Origin of the sequence: Streptomyces sp. AC602_WCS936 (genome assembly GCF_019049125.1) — a bacterium.
Lineage (GTDB): Bacteria > Actinomycetota > Actinomycetes > Streptomycetales > Streptomycetaceae > Streptomyces.
On sequence record NZ_JAGMUF010000004.1, the window covers coordinates 1 to 13,527 of the forward strand.

General features: G+C 72.7%; 15 protein-coding genes. 10 read left to right on the forward strand and 5 right to left on the reverse strand.

Features of this window, described 5'->3' with window-relative positions:
* Together KUM03_RS01800 and KUM03_RS01805 are read right to left on the reverse strand one after the other, a co-directional pair.
* The coding region (locus KUM03_RS01800) for a DEAD/DEAH box helicase (RefSeq protein ID WP_308406228.1) at window positions 1-1,487 on the reverse strand (1,487 nt) is incomplete at its 3' end.
* Between the two features lie 61 nt (window positions 1,488-1,548).
* The gene (locus KUM03_RS01805; protein ID WP_217245148.1) at window positions 1,549-2,442 is read right to left on the reverse strand and encodes a class I SAM-dependent methyltransferase; all 894 of its coding nucleotides are present in this window, start codon (window positions 2,440-2,442) and stop codon (window positions 1,549-1,551) included.
* Window positions 2,443-2,755: 313 nt separating this feature from the next.
* On the opposite strand from KUM03_RS01805, the gene rpsA reads away from it, so the two are divergent.
* The 4 genes from rpsA to KUM03_RS01825 all read left to right on the forward strand — a co-directional run bounded on the left by rpsA (window position 2,756) and on the right by KUM03_RS01825 (window position 6,476).
* On the forward strand, window positions 2,756-4,264 hold the full coding sequence (gene rpsA / locus KUM03_RS01810) for a 30S ribosomal protein S1 (protein ID WP_127894270.1): 1,509 nt from the start codon (window positions 2,756-2,758) through the stop codon (window positions 4,262-4,264).
* 170 nt (window positions 4,265-4,434) lie between these two features.
* Entirely contained in the window at window positions 4,435-5,373 is a 939-nt protein-coding gene (locus tag KUM03_RS01815; RefSeq protein ID WP_217245149.1) for a PAC2 family protein, read from the forward strand.
* A gap of 45 nt (window positions 5,374-5,418) precedes the next feature.
* Entirely contained in the window at window positions 5,419-6,045 is a 627-nt protein-coding gene (coaE, locus tag KUM03_RS01820) for a dephospho-CoA kinase (RefSeq protein ID WP_217245150.1), read from the forward strand.
* 50 nt (window positions 6,046-6,095) lie between these two features.
* Window positions 6,096-6,476 carry a tetratricopeptide repeat protein gene (locus KUM03_RS01825; RefSeq protein ID WP_217245152.1) on the forward strand — a complete coding sequence of 127 codons (381 nt, stop codon included), beginning with the start codon at window positions 6,096-6,098 and terminating at the stop codon, window positions 6,474-6,476.
* 77 nt (window positions 6,477-6,553) lie between these two features.
* Here KUM03_RS01825 and KUM03_RS01830 read toward each other — a convergent pair whose 3' ends face one another.
* Entirely contained in the window at window positions 6,554-6,811 is a 258-nt protein-coding gene (locus KUM03_RS01830) for a DUF6343 family protein (protein ID WP_217245154.1), read from the reverse strand.
* Between the two features lie 185 nt (window positions 6,812-6,996).
* Here KUM03_RS01830 and KUM03_RS01835 point away from each other — a divergent pair, with 185 nt between their 5' ends.
* Window positions 6,997-7,692, forward strand: a complete 696-nt coding sequence (locus KUM03_RS01835; protein ID WP_217245155.1) for a bifunctional 2-polyprenyl-6-hydroxyphenol methylase/3-demethylubiquinol 3-O-methyltransferase UbiG — start codon at window positions 6,997-6,999, stop codon at window positions 7,690-7,692.
* Window positions 7,693-7,756: 64 nt separating this feature from the next.
* On the forward strand, window positions 7,757-8,233 hold the full coding sequence (locus tag KUM03_RS01840) for a DoxX family protein (RefSeq protein ID WP_217245156.1): 477 nt from the start codon (window positions 7,757-7,759) through the stop codon (window positions 8,231-8,233).
* A 69-nt stretch (window positions 8,234-8,302) separates the two neighbouring features.
* Here the strand turns inward: KUM03_RS01840 and KUM03_RS01845 are convergent, their stop codons facing one another.
* The gene (locus KUM03_RS01845) at window positions 8,303-8,851 is read right to left on the reverse strand and encodes an RNA-binding S4 domain-containing protein (protein WP_217245158.1); all 549 of its coding nucleotides are present in this window, start codon (window positions 8,849-8,851) and stop codon (window positions 8,303-8,305) included.
* Between the two features lie 74 nt (window positions 8,852-8,925).
* Between KUM03_RS01845 and KUM03_RS01850 the strand changes: the two genes are divergently transcribed.
* Together KUM03_RS01850 and pip are read left to right on the forward strand one after the other, a co-directional pair.
* Complete coding sequence (locus KUM03_RS01850; protein WP_217245160.1) at window positions 8,926-9,639, forward strand: uracil-DNA glycosylase; 714 nt, start codon at window positions 8,926-8,928, stop codon at window positions 9,637-9,639.
* A 41-nt stretch (window positions 9,640-9,680) separates the two neighbouring features.
* A complete protein-coding gene (pip, locus tag KUM03_RS01855; protein WP_217245161.1) occupies window positions 9,681-10,733 on the forward strand; it encodes a prolyl aminopeptidase in 1,053 nt (350 codons plus the stop codon).
* Here pip and KUM03_RS01860 read toward each other — a convergent pair.
* Entirely contained in the window at window positions 10,693-11,106 is a 414-nt protein-coding gene (locus KUM03_RS01860) for a RidA family protein (RefSeq protein ID WP_217245162.1), read from the reverse strand. The two genes, pip and KUM03_RS01860, sit on opposite strands and share 41 nt — an antisense overlap.
* 145 nt (window positions 11,107-11,251) lie before the next feature.
* Between KUM03_RS01860 and KUM03_RS01865 the strand changes: the two genes are divergently transcribed.
* Together KUM03_RS01865 and KUM03_RS01870 are read left to right on the forward strand one after the other, a co-directional pair.
* Window positions 11,252-12,037 carry a nucleotidyltransferase domain-containing protein gene (locus KUM03_RS01865; RefSeq protein WP_217245164.1) on the forward strand — a complete coding sequence of 262 codons (786 nt, stop codon included), beginning with the start codon at window positions 11,252-11,254 and terminating at the stop codon, window positions 12,035-12,037.
* Between the two features lie 81 nt (window positions 12,038-12,118).
* Window positions 12,119-13,519, forward strand: coding sequence for an amidohydrolase (locus KUM03_RS01870; protein ID WP_217245167.1), 1,401 nt, complete (start codon window positions 12,119-12,121; stop codon window positions 13,517-13,519).
* The last annotated feature ends 8 nt before the right edge of the window (window positions 13,520-13,527 follow it).

Genomic DNA, 13,527 nt, shown 5'->3' on the forward strand with positions numbered 1-13,527 from the left:
GTGCCCGAGCCCGCCCCCGTGCCTGTCCCTGTGCCCGAGCCCGCCCCCGTGCCTGCCCCTGTGCCCGAGCCCGCCCCCGTGCCGGTGTTCGCCCCCCAGCCGGCCACGGAGGGACGACGCACCCCCGACGCCCGCGCCCCCGTCTCCGCCCCCGCGCCTTCCGCGTCGAGCAACGCCCGCCCCAGCCGGGGATGCAGCCCGAGGCGGGCCAGCCGTGCTCCCCGCCCGGTGGCGCGGCCGGTGGAGTCCACCGCGCCCACCGCCGTCAGTACCGACCGGGCCGCCTCCATCGCCCCGCCCGGCGGCGGATCGAGCAGCGCCAGCCCGGACGCGTCCGGGTCGCCCCAGCAGGCCGCCTGCAGCGCGAACGCCGTCAGGTCGGCCACCTTGATCTCCGGCGCGGGGAAGCGCGGCAGACGGGCGTCCTCGGCCTCCGCCCAGCAGCGGTACACCGTGCCCGGCGCCTCCCGCCCGGCACGCCCCGCCCGCTGCCGTCCGGCGGCGCGCGAGGCCCGTACCGTCGTCAGCGCGCTCAGCCCCCGCGCGTGGTCCACCCGCGGCTCCCGGGCCAGCCCCGCGTCCACGACCACCCGCACGCCCGGAACCGTCAGCGACGACTCGGCCACCGAGGTCGCCAGCACCACCCGGCGCCGTGCCCCGGGGGCCAGCACCGCGTCCTGCACGGCCGCCGGCGCCCGCCCGTGCACCTGGAGCACGTCGACGTCCCCGAGGCCCGTCAGCTGCCCGGCGACCCGGGAGATCTCACCGACCCCGGGCAGGAAACACAGCACGTCCCCGGTCCGCTCGGCCAGCGCCCGGCGCACCACCGACGCCACGTGCGCGAGCAGCGCCGGGTCCACCCGCATGCCGTGCGGCGGCCGGACCGGGCGGATCGGGGGCGCCCACACGACCTCCACGGGGTACGACACGCCCCGCGCCTCGACGACCGGCGCGTCGCCCAGCAGGCGCGCCCAGCCCTCCGCGTCCGTCGTCGCCGAGGCGGCCACCAGCCGCAGCTCCGGCCGCAGCGCCTGCCGCACGTCCCACAGGAACGCCGCCGTCGTGTCCGCGTCCAAGTGCCGCTCGTGGCACTCGTCGAGCACCACCACGTCGACGCCCGTCAGCTCCTGGTCCCGCTGGAGCCGCTGCAGCAGCACACCGGTCGTGACGACCTCCACGCGCGCGTGGCGCCCGACGACCCGCTCGCCGCGCACGGTGTAACCGACGCTCCCGCCGGGCTTCTCGCCCAGCAGCCACGCCATCCGCCGGGCCGCCGCCCGCGCCGCGATCCGCCGCGGCTCGGCCACCACCACGCGCCGCGCGGGACCCTCACCCAGCAGCCCCGCCAGCGCGAGCGGCACCAGCGTCGTCTTGCCGGTGCCGGGCGGCGCGACCAGCACGGCGGTGCCGTGCCCTTCCAGGGCGTCGTGCAGGGCGGGCAGGGCACCGCGTACGGGCAGGGCGTCCAGGGCGTCGTAACGGATCACGCCCCCAGTGTCGTACGCCGGCGAAACCGCCCTCCACGCGCGTGTGCCCGGCGACGGTGACTCAGTCCCGCTCGCAGACGAAGATCGCCGTCCCGGGGATCAGATGACCGCGCAGCGGCGACCAGCCGCCCCACTCGGAGGTGTTCCAGTCCGGCCACTCCGGTTCGACGAGGTCGATCAGCCGGAACCCGGACGTCACCACGTCCCGCACCCGGTCGCCGAGCGTCCGGTGGTGCTCGACGTACACCGCGCTGCCCTCGTCGTCCTGCTCGACGTACGGGGTGCGGTCGAAGTACGAGGCGGACACCGACAGCCCCTCGGGGCCCGGCTCGTCCGGGAACGCCCAGCGCAGCGGGTGCGTCACCGAGAAGACGAAGCGGCCCCCGGGCCGCAGCACCCGGCGCACCTCCCGCAGCACCAGCCGCGGATCGGCGACGAAGGGCAGCGCCCCGTACGCCGAGCACGCCAGGTCGAAGGAGCCGTCCGCGAAGGGCAGCACCGCCGCGTCCGCGCAGACCAGGGGGAAGGGGGAGCCGATGCGCAGCGCGTGCTGGAGCTGGCGGTGGGAGAGGTCCAGCGCCACCGGACGGGCGCCCTGGGCGGTCAGCCAGCGCGAGCACTGGGCGGCGCCGGCGCCGATCTCCAGGACGTCCTTGCCCTTCAGCTCCTCCGGCGGACCGAGCAGCTCGGCCTCCACCTCGTCCAGGCCTTCGGGGCACCACACGAAGCGGTCGTCGCCGAGGAACGTGCCGTGCTCGACCTGGTACTCGTCCGCGTTGCGGTCCCACCAGCCGCGGTTGGCGCGGGCGCTCTCCGTGACACCGGCGGCACGCCGGGTGGCCTCGGGTTCGGCGGGTCCGTCGGATTCGGCCTCGGACACTACGGGCTCTTGGATGACCGGCTCCCTCGTACTAGTCTGCGGGCTCTTCCGCGCCGCCGGCCCCGCGTGTCGCAAGGCCCGCCCAAGGGGTCCGTGTGGCCTCGGGGGACGGCAATTGTGCCGGGAATGCGGTGATCCGCCCCGGGTGTGCGGCTTCGCGCATTGACCCTGCCCGGCTGCCCCCGTATGCTACAAGTTGCGCTGCGGGCCTGCGCACCTCAGACGTAGCAGGTCGCGCTCGCATCTGTTGTATGTCCCCTCGGTTCTCGAGGCGTCACCAGCGGTTTTCGGTGGCGCTTACTTGGCTGTCCGGCTTCTGCAGAGCGAAACGGGCTCCCGGCGTAAGCAGTACCTACGACTCAATGTCCGTACCGGAGCCCTTTCCCACATGACGAGCAGCACCGAGACCACCGCCACCACCCCGCAGGTAGCGGTCAACGACATCGGTAACGAGGAAGCCTTCCTCGCCGCGATCGACGAAACGATCAAGTACTTCAACGACGGCGACATCGTCGACGGCGTCATCGTGAAGGTCGACCGGGACGAGGTCCTGCTCGACATCGGTTACAAGACCGAAGGTGTCATCCCGAGCCGCGAGCTCTCGATCAAGCACGACGTCGACCCCAACGAGGTCGTCGCCGTCGGTGACGAGATCGAGGCCCTTGTTCTCCAGAAGGAGGACAAGGAAGGCCGCCTGATCCTCTCGAAGAAGCGCGCTCAGTACGAGCGTGCCTGGGGCACCATCGAGAAGATCAAGGAAGAGGACGGCATCGTCACCGGTACCGTCATCGAGGTCGTCAAGGGTGGTCTCATCCTCGACATCGGCCTCCGCGGCTTCCTCCCGGCCTCCCTGGTCGAGATGCGCCGTGTCCGCGACCTCCAGCCCTACGTGGGCAAGGAGCTCGAGGCGAAGATCATCGAGCTGGACAAGAACCGCAACAACGTGGTCCTGTCCCGCCGTGCCTGGCTGGAGCAGACCCAGTCCGAGGTCCGCCAGACCTTCCTCACCACCCTCCAGAAGGGTCAGGTGCGGTCCGGCGTCGTCTCCTCGATCGTCAACTTCGGTGCCTTCGTGGACCTGGGTGGCGTCGACGGTCTGGTCCACGTCTCCGAGCTGTCCTGGAAGCACATCGACCACCCGTCCGAGGTTGTCGAGGTCGGCCAGGAAGTCACCGTCGAGGTCCTCGACGTGGACATGGACCGCGAGCGCGTCTCTCTGTCGCTGAAGGCGACCCAGGAAGACCCGTGGCAGCAGTTCGCCCGCACCCACCAGATCGGCCAGGTCGTGCCCGGCAAGGTCACGAAGCTGGTGCCGTTCGGTGCGTTCGTCCGCGTGGACGAGGGCATCGAGGGTCTGGTCCACATCTCCGAGCTGGCCGAGCGCCACGTGGAGATCCCGGAGCAGGTCGTCCAGGTCAACGACGAGATCTTCGTCAAGGTCATCGACATCGACCTCGAGCGCCGCCGCATCAGCCTCTCGCTGAAGCAGGCCAACGAGGCCTTCGGCGCCGACCCGTCGACGGTCGAGTTCGACCCGACCCTGTACGGCATGGCCGCGTCCTACGACGACCAGGGCAACTACATCTACCCCGAGGGCTTCGACCCCGAGACCAACGACTGGCTCGAGGGCTACGAGACCCAGCGCGAGGCGTGGGAGACCCAGTACGCCGAGGCGCAGCAGCGCTTCGAGCAGCACCAGGCGCAGGTCATCAAGTCCCGCGAGGCGGACGAGAAGGCCGCTGCCGAGGGTGTCGACACCGCGGGTGCGGCTCAGGCCGCGTCCGGTGGTGGCGGCGGCGGCTCGTACTCCTCCGAGGGTGGCGACAACTCCGGCGCCCTGGCGTCGGACGAGGCGCTGGCAGCCCTGCGCGAGAAGCTGGCCGGCGGCCAGAGCTGAACGCAGGCGGAGGCCGCTGAGGCCTAGCCGTTGACTGAGGGGCCGTACCTTTCGAGGTGCGGCCCCTCAGCCGTGCCCGCACGCCGGCAAGATCAGACCCCGCCCGACCGGGAATGCCGGCCCCCGTGCGGACGTTATGACGTACGAACACGAGGAGGGGAGCGGTCACTGTGCTTGATCCGCAGGGTTTGTACGCATGGGAGCCGAAGGGCCTGGCCGTCGTCGACATGGCACTCGCCCAGGAGTCGGCCGGACTGGTCATGCTCTACCACTTCGACGGATACATCGACGCCGGCGAGACCGGCGACCAGATCGTCGACCAGGTGCTCGACTCGCTGCCCCACCAGGTCGTCGCCCGCTTCGACCATGACCGGCTCGTGGACTACCGGGCGCGCCGGCCGCTGCTGACCTTCAAGCGGGACACCTGGACGGACTACGAGGAGCCCACCCTTGAGGTGCGGCTCGTCCAGGACGCCACCGGGGCGCCCTTCCTGCTGCTGTCGGGCCCCGAGCCGGACGTGGAGTGGGAGCGCTTCGCCGCGGCCGTGCGCCAGATCGTGGAGCGGCTCGGCGTCCGCCTGTCGGTCAACTTCCACGGCATCCCCATGGGCGTCCCGCACACCCGCCCGGTCGGCATCACCTCGCACGGCACCCGCACCGACCTGGTCCCGGGCCACCCCAGCCCCTTCGAGGAGGCGCAGGTCCCCGGTAGCGCCGAGGCACTCGTCGAGTACCGCCTCATGCAGGCCGGCCACGACGTGCTGGGCGTCGCCGCGCACGTTCCGCACTACATCGCCCGCTCCCCGTACCCCGACGCGGCGCTTACCGTCCTGGAGGCGATCACCGCGGCGACCGGCCTGGTCCTGCCGGGCATCGCGCACTCCCTGCGCACGCAGGCCCACCGCACCCAGACCGAGATCGACCGGCAGATCCAGGAGGGCGACGAGGAGCTCACCGCCCTCGTCCAGGGCCTGGAGCACCAGTACGACGCCGCCGCCGGTGCCGAGACGCGCGGCAACATGCTCGCCGAGCCCGTCGAGATCCCCTCGGCGGACGAGATCGGCCGCGAGTTCGAACGGTTCCTGGCGGAGCGGGAGGGCGACAACTGACGCCCCGCGGCCGGGCCGTCACGGGCAGGCCCTAAGCTTCCGCTCATGCTGAAGGTTGGCCTGACCGGCGGAATCGGCGCCGGCAAGAGCGAGGTGTCGCGGCTGCTCGTCGAGCACGGTGCCGTGCTGATCGACGCGGACCGGATCGCACGCGAGGTCGTCGCCCCGGGCACCCCGGGGCTCGCTGCGGTCGTGGCCGCCTTCGGTGAGGAGGTGCTGGCCGAGGACGGCGGCCTGGACCGGCCGAAACTCGGCTCGATCGTGTTCGCGGACCCGGAGAAGCTGGCCACGCTGAACTCGATCGTGCACCCCCTGGTCGGCGACCGCTCCCGGGCTCTGGAGGAGGCCGCCGCCGACGACGCCGTCGTCGTCCACGACGTGCCCCTGCTCACCGAGAACGCCCTGGCCCCGCTCTACGACGTCGTGATCGTCGTCGACGCCGGCCCCGCCACCCAGCTCGACCGGCTGGTACGGCTGCGGGGCATGACCGAGCAGGACGCACGGGCCCGCATGGCCGCCCAGGCGACGCGCGAACAGCGCCGGGAGATCGCCGACGTGATCATCGACAACGACGTACCGCTGGACCGGCTGCGAAGCCGCGTGGACGAAGTGTGGGACGAGCTGACCCGCAGGGCGCACGAGGCGCGCCGGTCCCCCCGGGGTCAGGAATAGCGGCACACGCGCGGGCGTTGATCCCTTCCAGCGAGGGAAGGACTTCTGCCGTGCCCGACACCAGCGGATCGACCGGACGTACGCCCGAGACGGATGTCATCGACTTCCGCGCGGCCGAGCAACTGCTCGCGGCGCGGGACCCGCGGGGCGCGGTGAAACTGCTCGACGGGGTCATCGGCGCCCATCCCGAGAACACGGCCGCACGGCTGCTGCGCGCGCGTGCCTTCTTCGCGGCGGCCCAGCTGAGACCGGCCGAGCTGGAGTTCACCATCGTCCTGGAGCGCGAACCGGACAACGCCTTCGCCCACTTCGCCCTCGCCCGCACCTACGAACGCCGGGGTTGCGGCGAACAGGCACGCCGCCACTTCCGGCTGGCGGCGGCACTGGACCCGAACCCGGAGTACCTCCAGCAGGCGCGCTTCGAGTCCTGACGGGCCGCGGAGACAGGTCTCACGATCCCTCGGTGGGGCTCCTCGGAGTCGACTCCCCGGAGTTCGGATGCCGGTATTCAGCTCCCCGGCGGACGGTACGGCGGGATGTCCCGGCCGGGCTGGTAGTGCGGTCCCTGGCGGATGTGCCGCAGGACCACGGCGAGGTCGACCGTGGCGACGAGCCACAGCACTCCGCAGGCGAGCGCCCACCCGAACCGTCCGGTGAGCGCGAAGGCGGCGGTGCCGAAGACGGCCCAGACCAGCCCCCACAGGCTCAGCCAGAAACGCGCCCGCAGCGCACTGCGCGCGGTGACCGGTTCACTGCCCGTACGCATCGGATCACCACTCCTGTGGCCAACGTACTCCGACCGGCCACGCGAGGGAATCGCGCCGGGTCACCGGGCCGGTCGCCGTCGCCGGACCGATGCGGGACCGCACGCCGTTCACTCGGTCGGGTGAACGGACGCCGAGTGGGAACGGGTGTGCGGAAGCGGGTCGTTGGACGGGCATGGAGCTGAGAATGCGAGAGGGACACCAGGGCACGGGACCGGGGGCGATCACCCCGGACGGCTGCGCGGTCGAGCTCTATGCGCGGCTGCCCGCCGGAGCCGAGCCGGACATCGTCGCCGCGGCCGTCCCCGAGGGCGCCCGCATCCTGGAGCTGGGCAGCGGGGTCGGGCGTATGACCCACCCACTGCTGGAGCGGGGGTTCGACGTCACCGCGGTGGACGAGTCCGCCGAGATGCTGGAGCGTGTGCGCGGGGCCCGGGCGATATGCAGCCCGATCGAGGACCTGGACCTGGGCGAGCGCTTCGAGGCGGTGCTGCTGGCATCGTTCCTCGTGCACGCCGGTGACAGCGAGGTGAGACGGAGCCTGCTGCGCACCTGTGCACGGCACGTCAGGCAGGACGGCTGTGTGCTGATCCAGCGGGAGGGCGCGGACTACCACACCGACCTGCCCCGTGAGCGGGTCGATCCCAGCGGCTTCACGGTACGGATCGTGTCGTCGGTGCCGGTCGGCGACGGCGTCAACTCGGTGCGCGCGGAGTACGAGTTCCCCGACGCGGTCTGGACGCAGACGTTCCGGGCGCGGCCGCTGACCGATGCGCAGTTCGAGGAGGCGCTGTCAGAGGCGGGGCTGCGAGCGGACCGCCCTCTGACCGACGACGGGACGTGGGTGAGGGCGGTGCCCAGATCGTGCGGAGGCGGGCGATGATTTCCGGGCCGGCGGGCGGTCTACCTCCCCGACAGCATCACGGACCGCTCACCAGGAGAGCCCCATGTCTCAGCCCGTCGCCTCCACCGTCCCCACCACCCTTGCGGGCCCTGCCGCTTCCGCGGCCTCGGCGACTTCCGCCGCACCGGCTCGTGGGCGGGGCGCCCGGATCGCCCTGCGTGCGGTGCAGGTACTCCTCGCGGTGTTCTTCGCCGTGGCGAGCGCCCTGCCCAAGCTGATCGCGCACTCCTCGGCGGCCGAAAGCTTCGCCGAGATGGGCTGGGGCAACGCGGGTATGTTCACCATCGGCGTGCTCGAACTGGCCGGCGCGATCGCCCTGTTGATCCCCGTACTGCAGTCGGTGGCCGCGACGGCCCTCAGCGCTCTGATGATCGGCGCGTTCGTCGTCCAGCTCACCTACTTCGACGGAGCCAACGCCGCGACACCCGTCATCCTCATGGTGCCGCTCCTGCTCATCGCCTGGGCCCGCCGGGGACACAACGAGGATCTTCTCCGACGGGTACGGACACGGCGCGCCTGAACCGGCCAGGCCCTGCCGTCGACGTCCCCGCGGACGTCTGCGGCAGGGCACGCGCGCGGCTGCACGCGCTCAGGGCCTGGTCTGGGCATCCTTGCGGGCGCGGTTCAGGCTCTCCAGCCCACGCAGCCGTTCCAGCTCGCGGCGGTCGCGCTTGGTCGGGCGGCCGGCGCCCCGGTCGCGGATGCCGGCCGGGGCGACGGCCTCGCGGGGCGGGGGCGGAGGGGAGTTGTCGAGGTAGCACTGGGCGGCGACCGGTGCACCGACGCGCTTGCGGATCAGCCGCTTCACGACGACGACGCGTTCCCTGCCCTCGTGGCGAAGGCGCACCTCGTCCCCGACGCGCAGCGAGTACGCGGGCTTCACGCGCTCACCGTTCACCCGGACATGGCCGCCTCGGCAGGCGGTCGCGCCGAGGGAGCGGGTCTTGATGAGACGGACGGCCCAGATCCAGCTGTCCACGCGGACGCTCTCGCCGCTCTGCGGCCCGGCCGCCTCGGCGGCGGCGATCGCGGCGGTCTTCGGGTCCGAGGTCCGGGATGTGGATGTGGCGGCACCGTCGTCGCCGGTGCCGGTGCCGGCCGCCCCGCCGTTCCTGCCCTCGTCATGCTCGGAAGCCATGCCTCGACCTTAACCGTCCGGCCCGGCGGGAGGGGCCTCCATTTCCGGGGACGGGTTGGACCTACGGTGGAGACATGAACACCAGCGGCCTCTCCGAACTCGACCAGCGGATCGCGGGGTGCCGGGCCTGCCCGCGGCTGGTCGACTGGCGGGAGGAGGTGGCCCGTACCAAACGGGCGGCCTTCGCCGACTGGACCTACTGGGGCCGGCCGGTGCCGGGCTTCGGCCCGCCGGACGCGCGGCTGCTGATCATCGGCCTGGCCCCCGCGGCCCACGGCGGCAACCGCACCGGCAGGATGTTCACCGGTGACCGCTCCGGGGACGTGCTGTACCAGGCGTTGTACGACGTGGGCCTCGCCTCACAGCCCACCGCGGTCGCCGCCGACGACGGCCTGGAGCTCTACGGAGTGCGCATCACCTCGCCGGTGCACTGCGCCCCGCCCGCCAACAAACCCACCCCCACCGAACGGGACACCTGCCGTTCCTGGCTCGTCCAGGAGCTGGGACTGCTGCGGCCGACGCTGCGGGCCGTGGTCGTACTCGGCGCCTTCGGCTGGCAGGCGGCGCTGCCGGCGTTCGCCGAGTCCGGCTGGACCGTGCCCCGGCCACGTCCCGCCTTCGCACACGGCGGGCACGTCGCGCTGGACGCCGCCGACGGGCCCGCCCTGCACCTCTTCGGCTGCTTCCACGTCAGCCAGCGCAACACGTTCACCGGCCGGCTCACCCCCGAGATGCTCCGGGAGGTGCTGCGCACGGCGGCCCGGACGGCAGGGCTGACCGCCCGGTAAAGGGGATGAGCGGTTCCGGCCGACCGGGCTACGGTGCTCCGATGGGCCTCTATCCGGTGATCGAACCGTACGACCACGGCATGCTCGACGTGGGCGACGGCAACCACGTCTACTGGGAGACCAGCGGGAACCCGCACGGCAAGCCCGCGCTGGTCCTGCACGGAGGACCGGGGAGCCGGACGAGTCCGAACCTCAGGCGGTACTTCGACCCCGCCGCCTACCGGATCGTCCTGCTCGACCAGCGCGGCGCCGGACGGTCGCTGCCCCGCGCGAGCGCCCACGACACCGACATGAGCGTCAACACGACCGCCCACCTCATGGCCGACCTGGAGCGGCTGCGCGCCCACCTGGGCATCGAACGGTGGCTGGTGTGGGGCGTCTCGTGGGGCTCGGTGCTGGGCCTGCGGTACGCGCAGACGCACCCGGGAGTGGTGTCCGAGCTGGTGCTGACCGGTGTCGCGACCGGTTCCCGCGCCGAGGTGGACCTGCTGACGCGCGGACTGGGCAAGATTTTCCCCGACGCCCACGAACGGTTCCTCGCCGAGCTGCCCCCCGAGGACCGCGACGGCAACCTGGCCGCCGCCTACAACCGCCTCCTGGAGTCGCCCGAGGCCGCGGTGCGTGACCGGGCCGCGCGGGCCTGGACCGACTGGGAGACGGCGACGATCCCGGCACCGCCCGGCTCGGTCGCCCGGTTCCAGGACCCGGAGTTCCGCAGGGGCTTCGCCCGCACCGTCACGCACTACTGGGGCAACGACCACTTCCTCGGCGAGGGCGAGAGCGAGAGCGACGACGACGGCGACGACGGGGGCGTGGTCCTGAGGGACGCACACCTGCTGAAGGGCATCCCGGGCACCCTGGTGCAGGGCAGCCTGGACTTCGGCAACCTCCTCGGCATCGTCTGGAGGCTCCACCACGCCTGGCCGGACAGCGAGCTGGTGGTCGTGGACGAGGCCGGACACGACGCCGGAGCGGTCGGTGACGAGGCGCTGGTGGCGGCGACCGACCAGTACGCCCGAGCCGGGGCCCGGGCCACCGGCCCTTCCCCCTGGCTCACGGACCCGTCCGTTCCGGCACGACCGCCGTCGCCGTGATCTCCACGAGCTGCCCCGGGTATCCGAGGCAGCTGACCCCGAGCAACGTCGAGGAATGCGGTCCGGTACTGAGCCCGGACGCCTCGACGACGTCCCACACGGCGGACAGCGCGGCGGTCTCGGTGCTCACGACGTACACGTCGGTCGACAGGACGTGGGCCGGACCGCTGCCCACGGCGCGCAGCTGCTCCGTGAGATTCGCGATCACCTGCTCCGCCTGCCGCACCGGATCGCCCTCACCGACCAGCTTCCCCTCGGCGTCGAGCGGGACCGACCCGGCGAGGAAGGCGAGCTTCGTCCCGGCCTCGACGACGGAGGCGTGGGAATAGGTGGGCGGCGGGAACAGACCGGGCACGGTGACGCGCTGAATCACGTGGGCTCCAGGGAGGCGAACGGACAACCCCCCGATCGTGCGCTCACCCCACACCCCGCCGCACCCGAATTTCCCTCGTGCCCCGCGCCCGCGCCCCCTAGGCTGCCGACGTCAACGCCCGCCCCGCCACCAGGAGCCCTCCGCAGTGCCCTCCCTCACGGACCAGGCCTTCCTCGACACGACCGCCGACCGGCTCGCCGCCCTGCCCGCCGTCCGGGCGGTCACCCTGGGCGGCTCCCGGGCCCAGGGCACCCACGGGCCCGGCAGCGACTGGGACCTGGCGGTCTACTACCGGGGCGCCTTCGACCCCGACGACGTCCGCGCCCTCGGCTGGGCCGGAGAGGTCTCCGAGATCGGCGCCTGGGGCGGCGGCGTCTTCAACGGCGGCGCCTGGCTGACCATCGACGAGCGCCGGGTCGACCTGCACTACCGCGATCTCGACGCGGTCGAGCACGAGACGGTGGAGGCGGAGGCGGGACGCTTCCGCATCGAGCCGCTGATGTTCCACATCGCCGGCATCCCGACATACCTCGTGGTCGCGGAACTGGCTCTCAACGAGGTGCTGCGCGGCGAACTGCCCCGACCCGCCTACCCCGAGGCCCTCCGCACCACCGCTCCCGAGCGCTGGCACGGTGCTGCCGCCGCCACCCTCGCCTACGCCAAGGCGGGCCACGCCCCCAAGGGCGCCCTCACCCAGGTCGCCGGCGCGATCGCCCTCGCCACCACCCAGACGGCACACGCGGTGCTGGCGGCGCGGGGGGAGTGGGTCACCAACGAGAAGGGGATGGTCCGGCGGGCGGGGCTGGACGGGCCGGACGGGATCGATGGGCTCCTGGCGAACCTGACACCGGACCCGGAGGGCCTGGAACGGACGGTCACGGACGCCGAGGAACTCCTGCACACCGCCGTCGAGTCGGCCCGAAAAGGCTGACGACCGTGCCGGTGCCGCCGGACCGACGGACGAACCCGCCACACGGCGCGGCCGGGTGGGCCGCTCCCGTACGTTGGCGTGATGACGCCTCCTTCCCATGAGCCCGCCCAGCAGCCCCATGAGAAGCGCCCCCGCGAGACGCCCGCCGACCTGATCGTCACCGGATGCACCGTCCTCGTCCACGACGACCGGGAACGGATCGGCTTCGAGGAGGACGCGGCCGTCGTCGTACGGGACGGAGTGGTCGACTCCGTGACCACCGCCGCAGCGGTGGACGGCCTGCCCGCCGCCGAGCGCATCGACGCCCGCGGGCAGATCGCCCTCCCCGGGCTGATCAACTGCCACACGCACGCGCCGATGGTCGCCCTGCGCGGCCTCGCCGAGGACCTGCCCACCGAGGAGTGGTTCAACGACGTGGTCTGGCCGGTCGAGTCCAACCTCGCCGAACGGGACGTGGAACTGGGCGCCCGGCTCGCCTGCGCAGAGATGATCCGGGCGGGAGTGACGACGTTCGCGGACCACTACTTCGCCATGGACGCCGTCGCCGCGGTGGTCGCCGAGTGCGGGATGCGGGCGCTGCTGGGGCAGGCGTACTTCTCCTCGCAGGGGCCCGAGGGGCGGGAGAGGTCGCTGGAGTTCGCGCTGCGGTACCGGGGCTCCGCCGACGGCCGGATCACGACCGCCCTCGCCCCGCACGCCCCCTACACCGTGACCGACGCCGACCTCGAGGCCACCGCCGGCCTCGCCCGCGACCACGGCCTGCCCGTGCACCTGCATGCCGCCGAGAACCGCGACCAGACCGACACCAGCCTCACCCGGCACGGCGCCACCCCGATCGGAGTCCTGGAGCGCACCGGCATCCTCGACACCGACGTGCTCATCGCCCACGGCACCGGCATCACCGGGGACGACCTCCCGCTCCTCGCCCGCGCGAGCGGCCGTACGGCCGTGGCCACCGCGCCCCGCGGCTACCTGAAGTTCGCCTGGCCCACCACCACCCCCGTGCGCGCCCTGCGCGACATCGGCGTCCCGGTCGGACTCGCCACCGACGGCGCCGCCTCCAACAACTCCCTGGACGTGTGGGAGTCGATGGCGTTGACGTCCCTCGTCCAGAAGTCCACCGAGGGCGACCCCCGCTGGCTCACCTCCCGCCAGGCCCTGCACCACGCCACGCTGCAGAGCGCCCGCGCGGTCGGGCTCGGCGACAGCGTCGGACGCATCGCACCGGGGCGGCGGGCCGACCTCGTCCTTGTCGACCTCACCGGCCCGCACACCCAGCCCGTGCACGACCTCGCCGCCACCCTCGTGCACAGCGCGCGCTCCGCCGACGTGCGCACGACGATCGTCGACGGGCGTGTCCTCATGCGGGACCGCGAGCTGCTGACCCTGGACGTCCCCGCGGTGGTGCGCGAACTGGGGGAGCGGCTGCCCGCGCTGACCGACCGCGGCCACGGCCGCCGTATCCAGGAGTACGACACCTGAATCTGAAG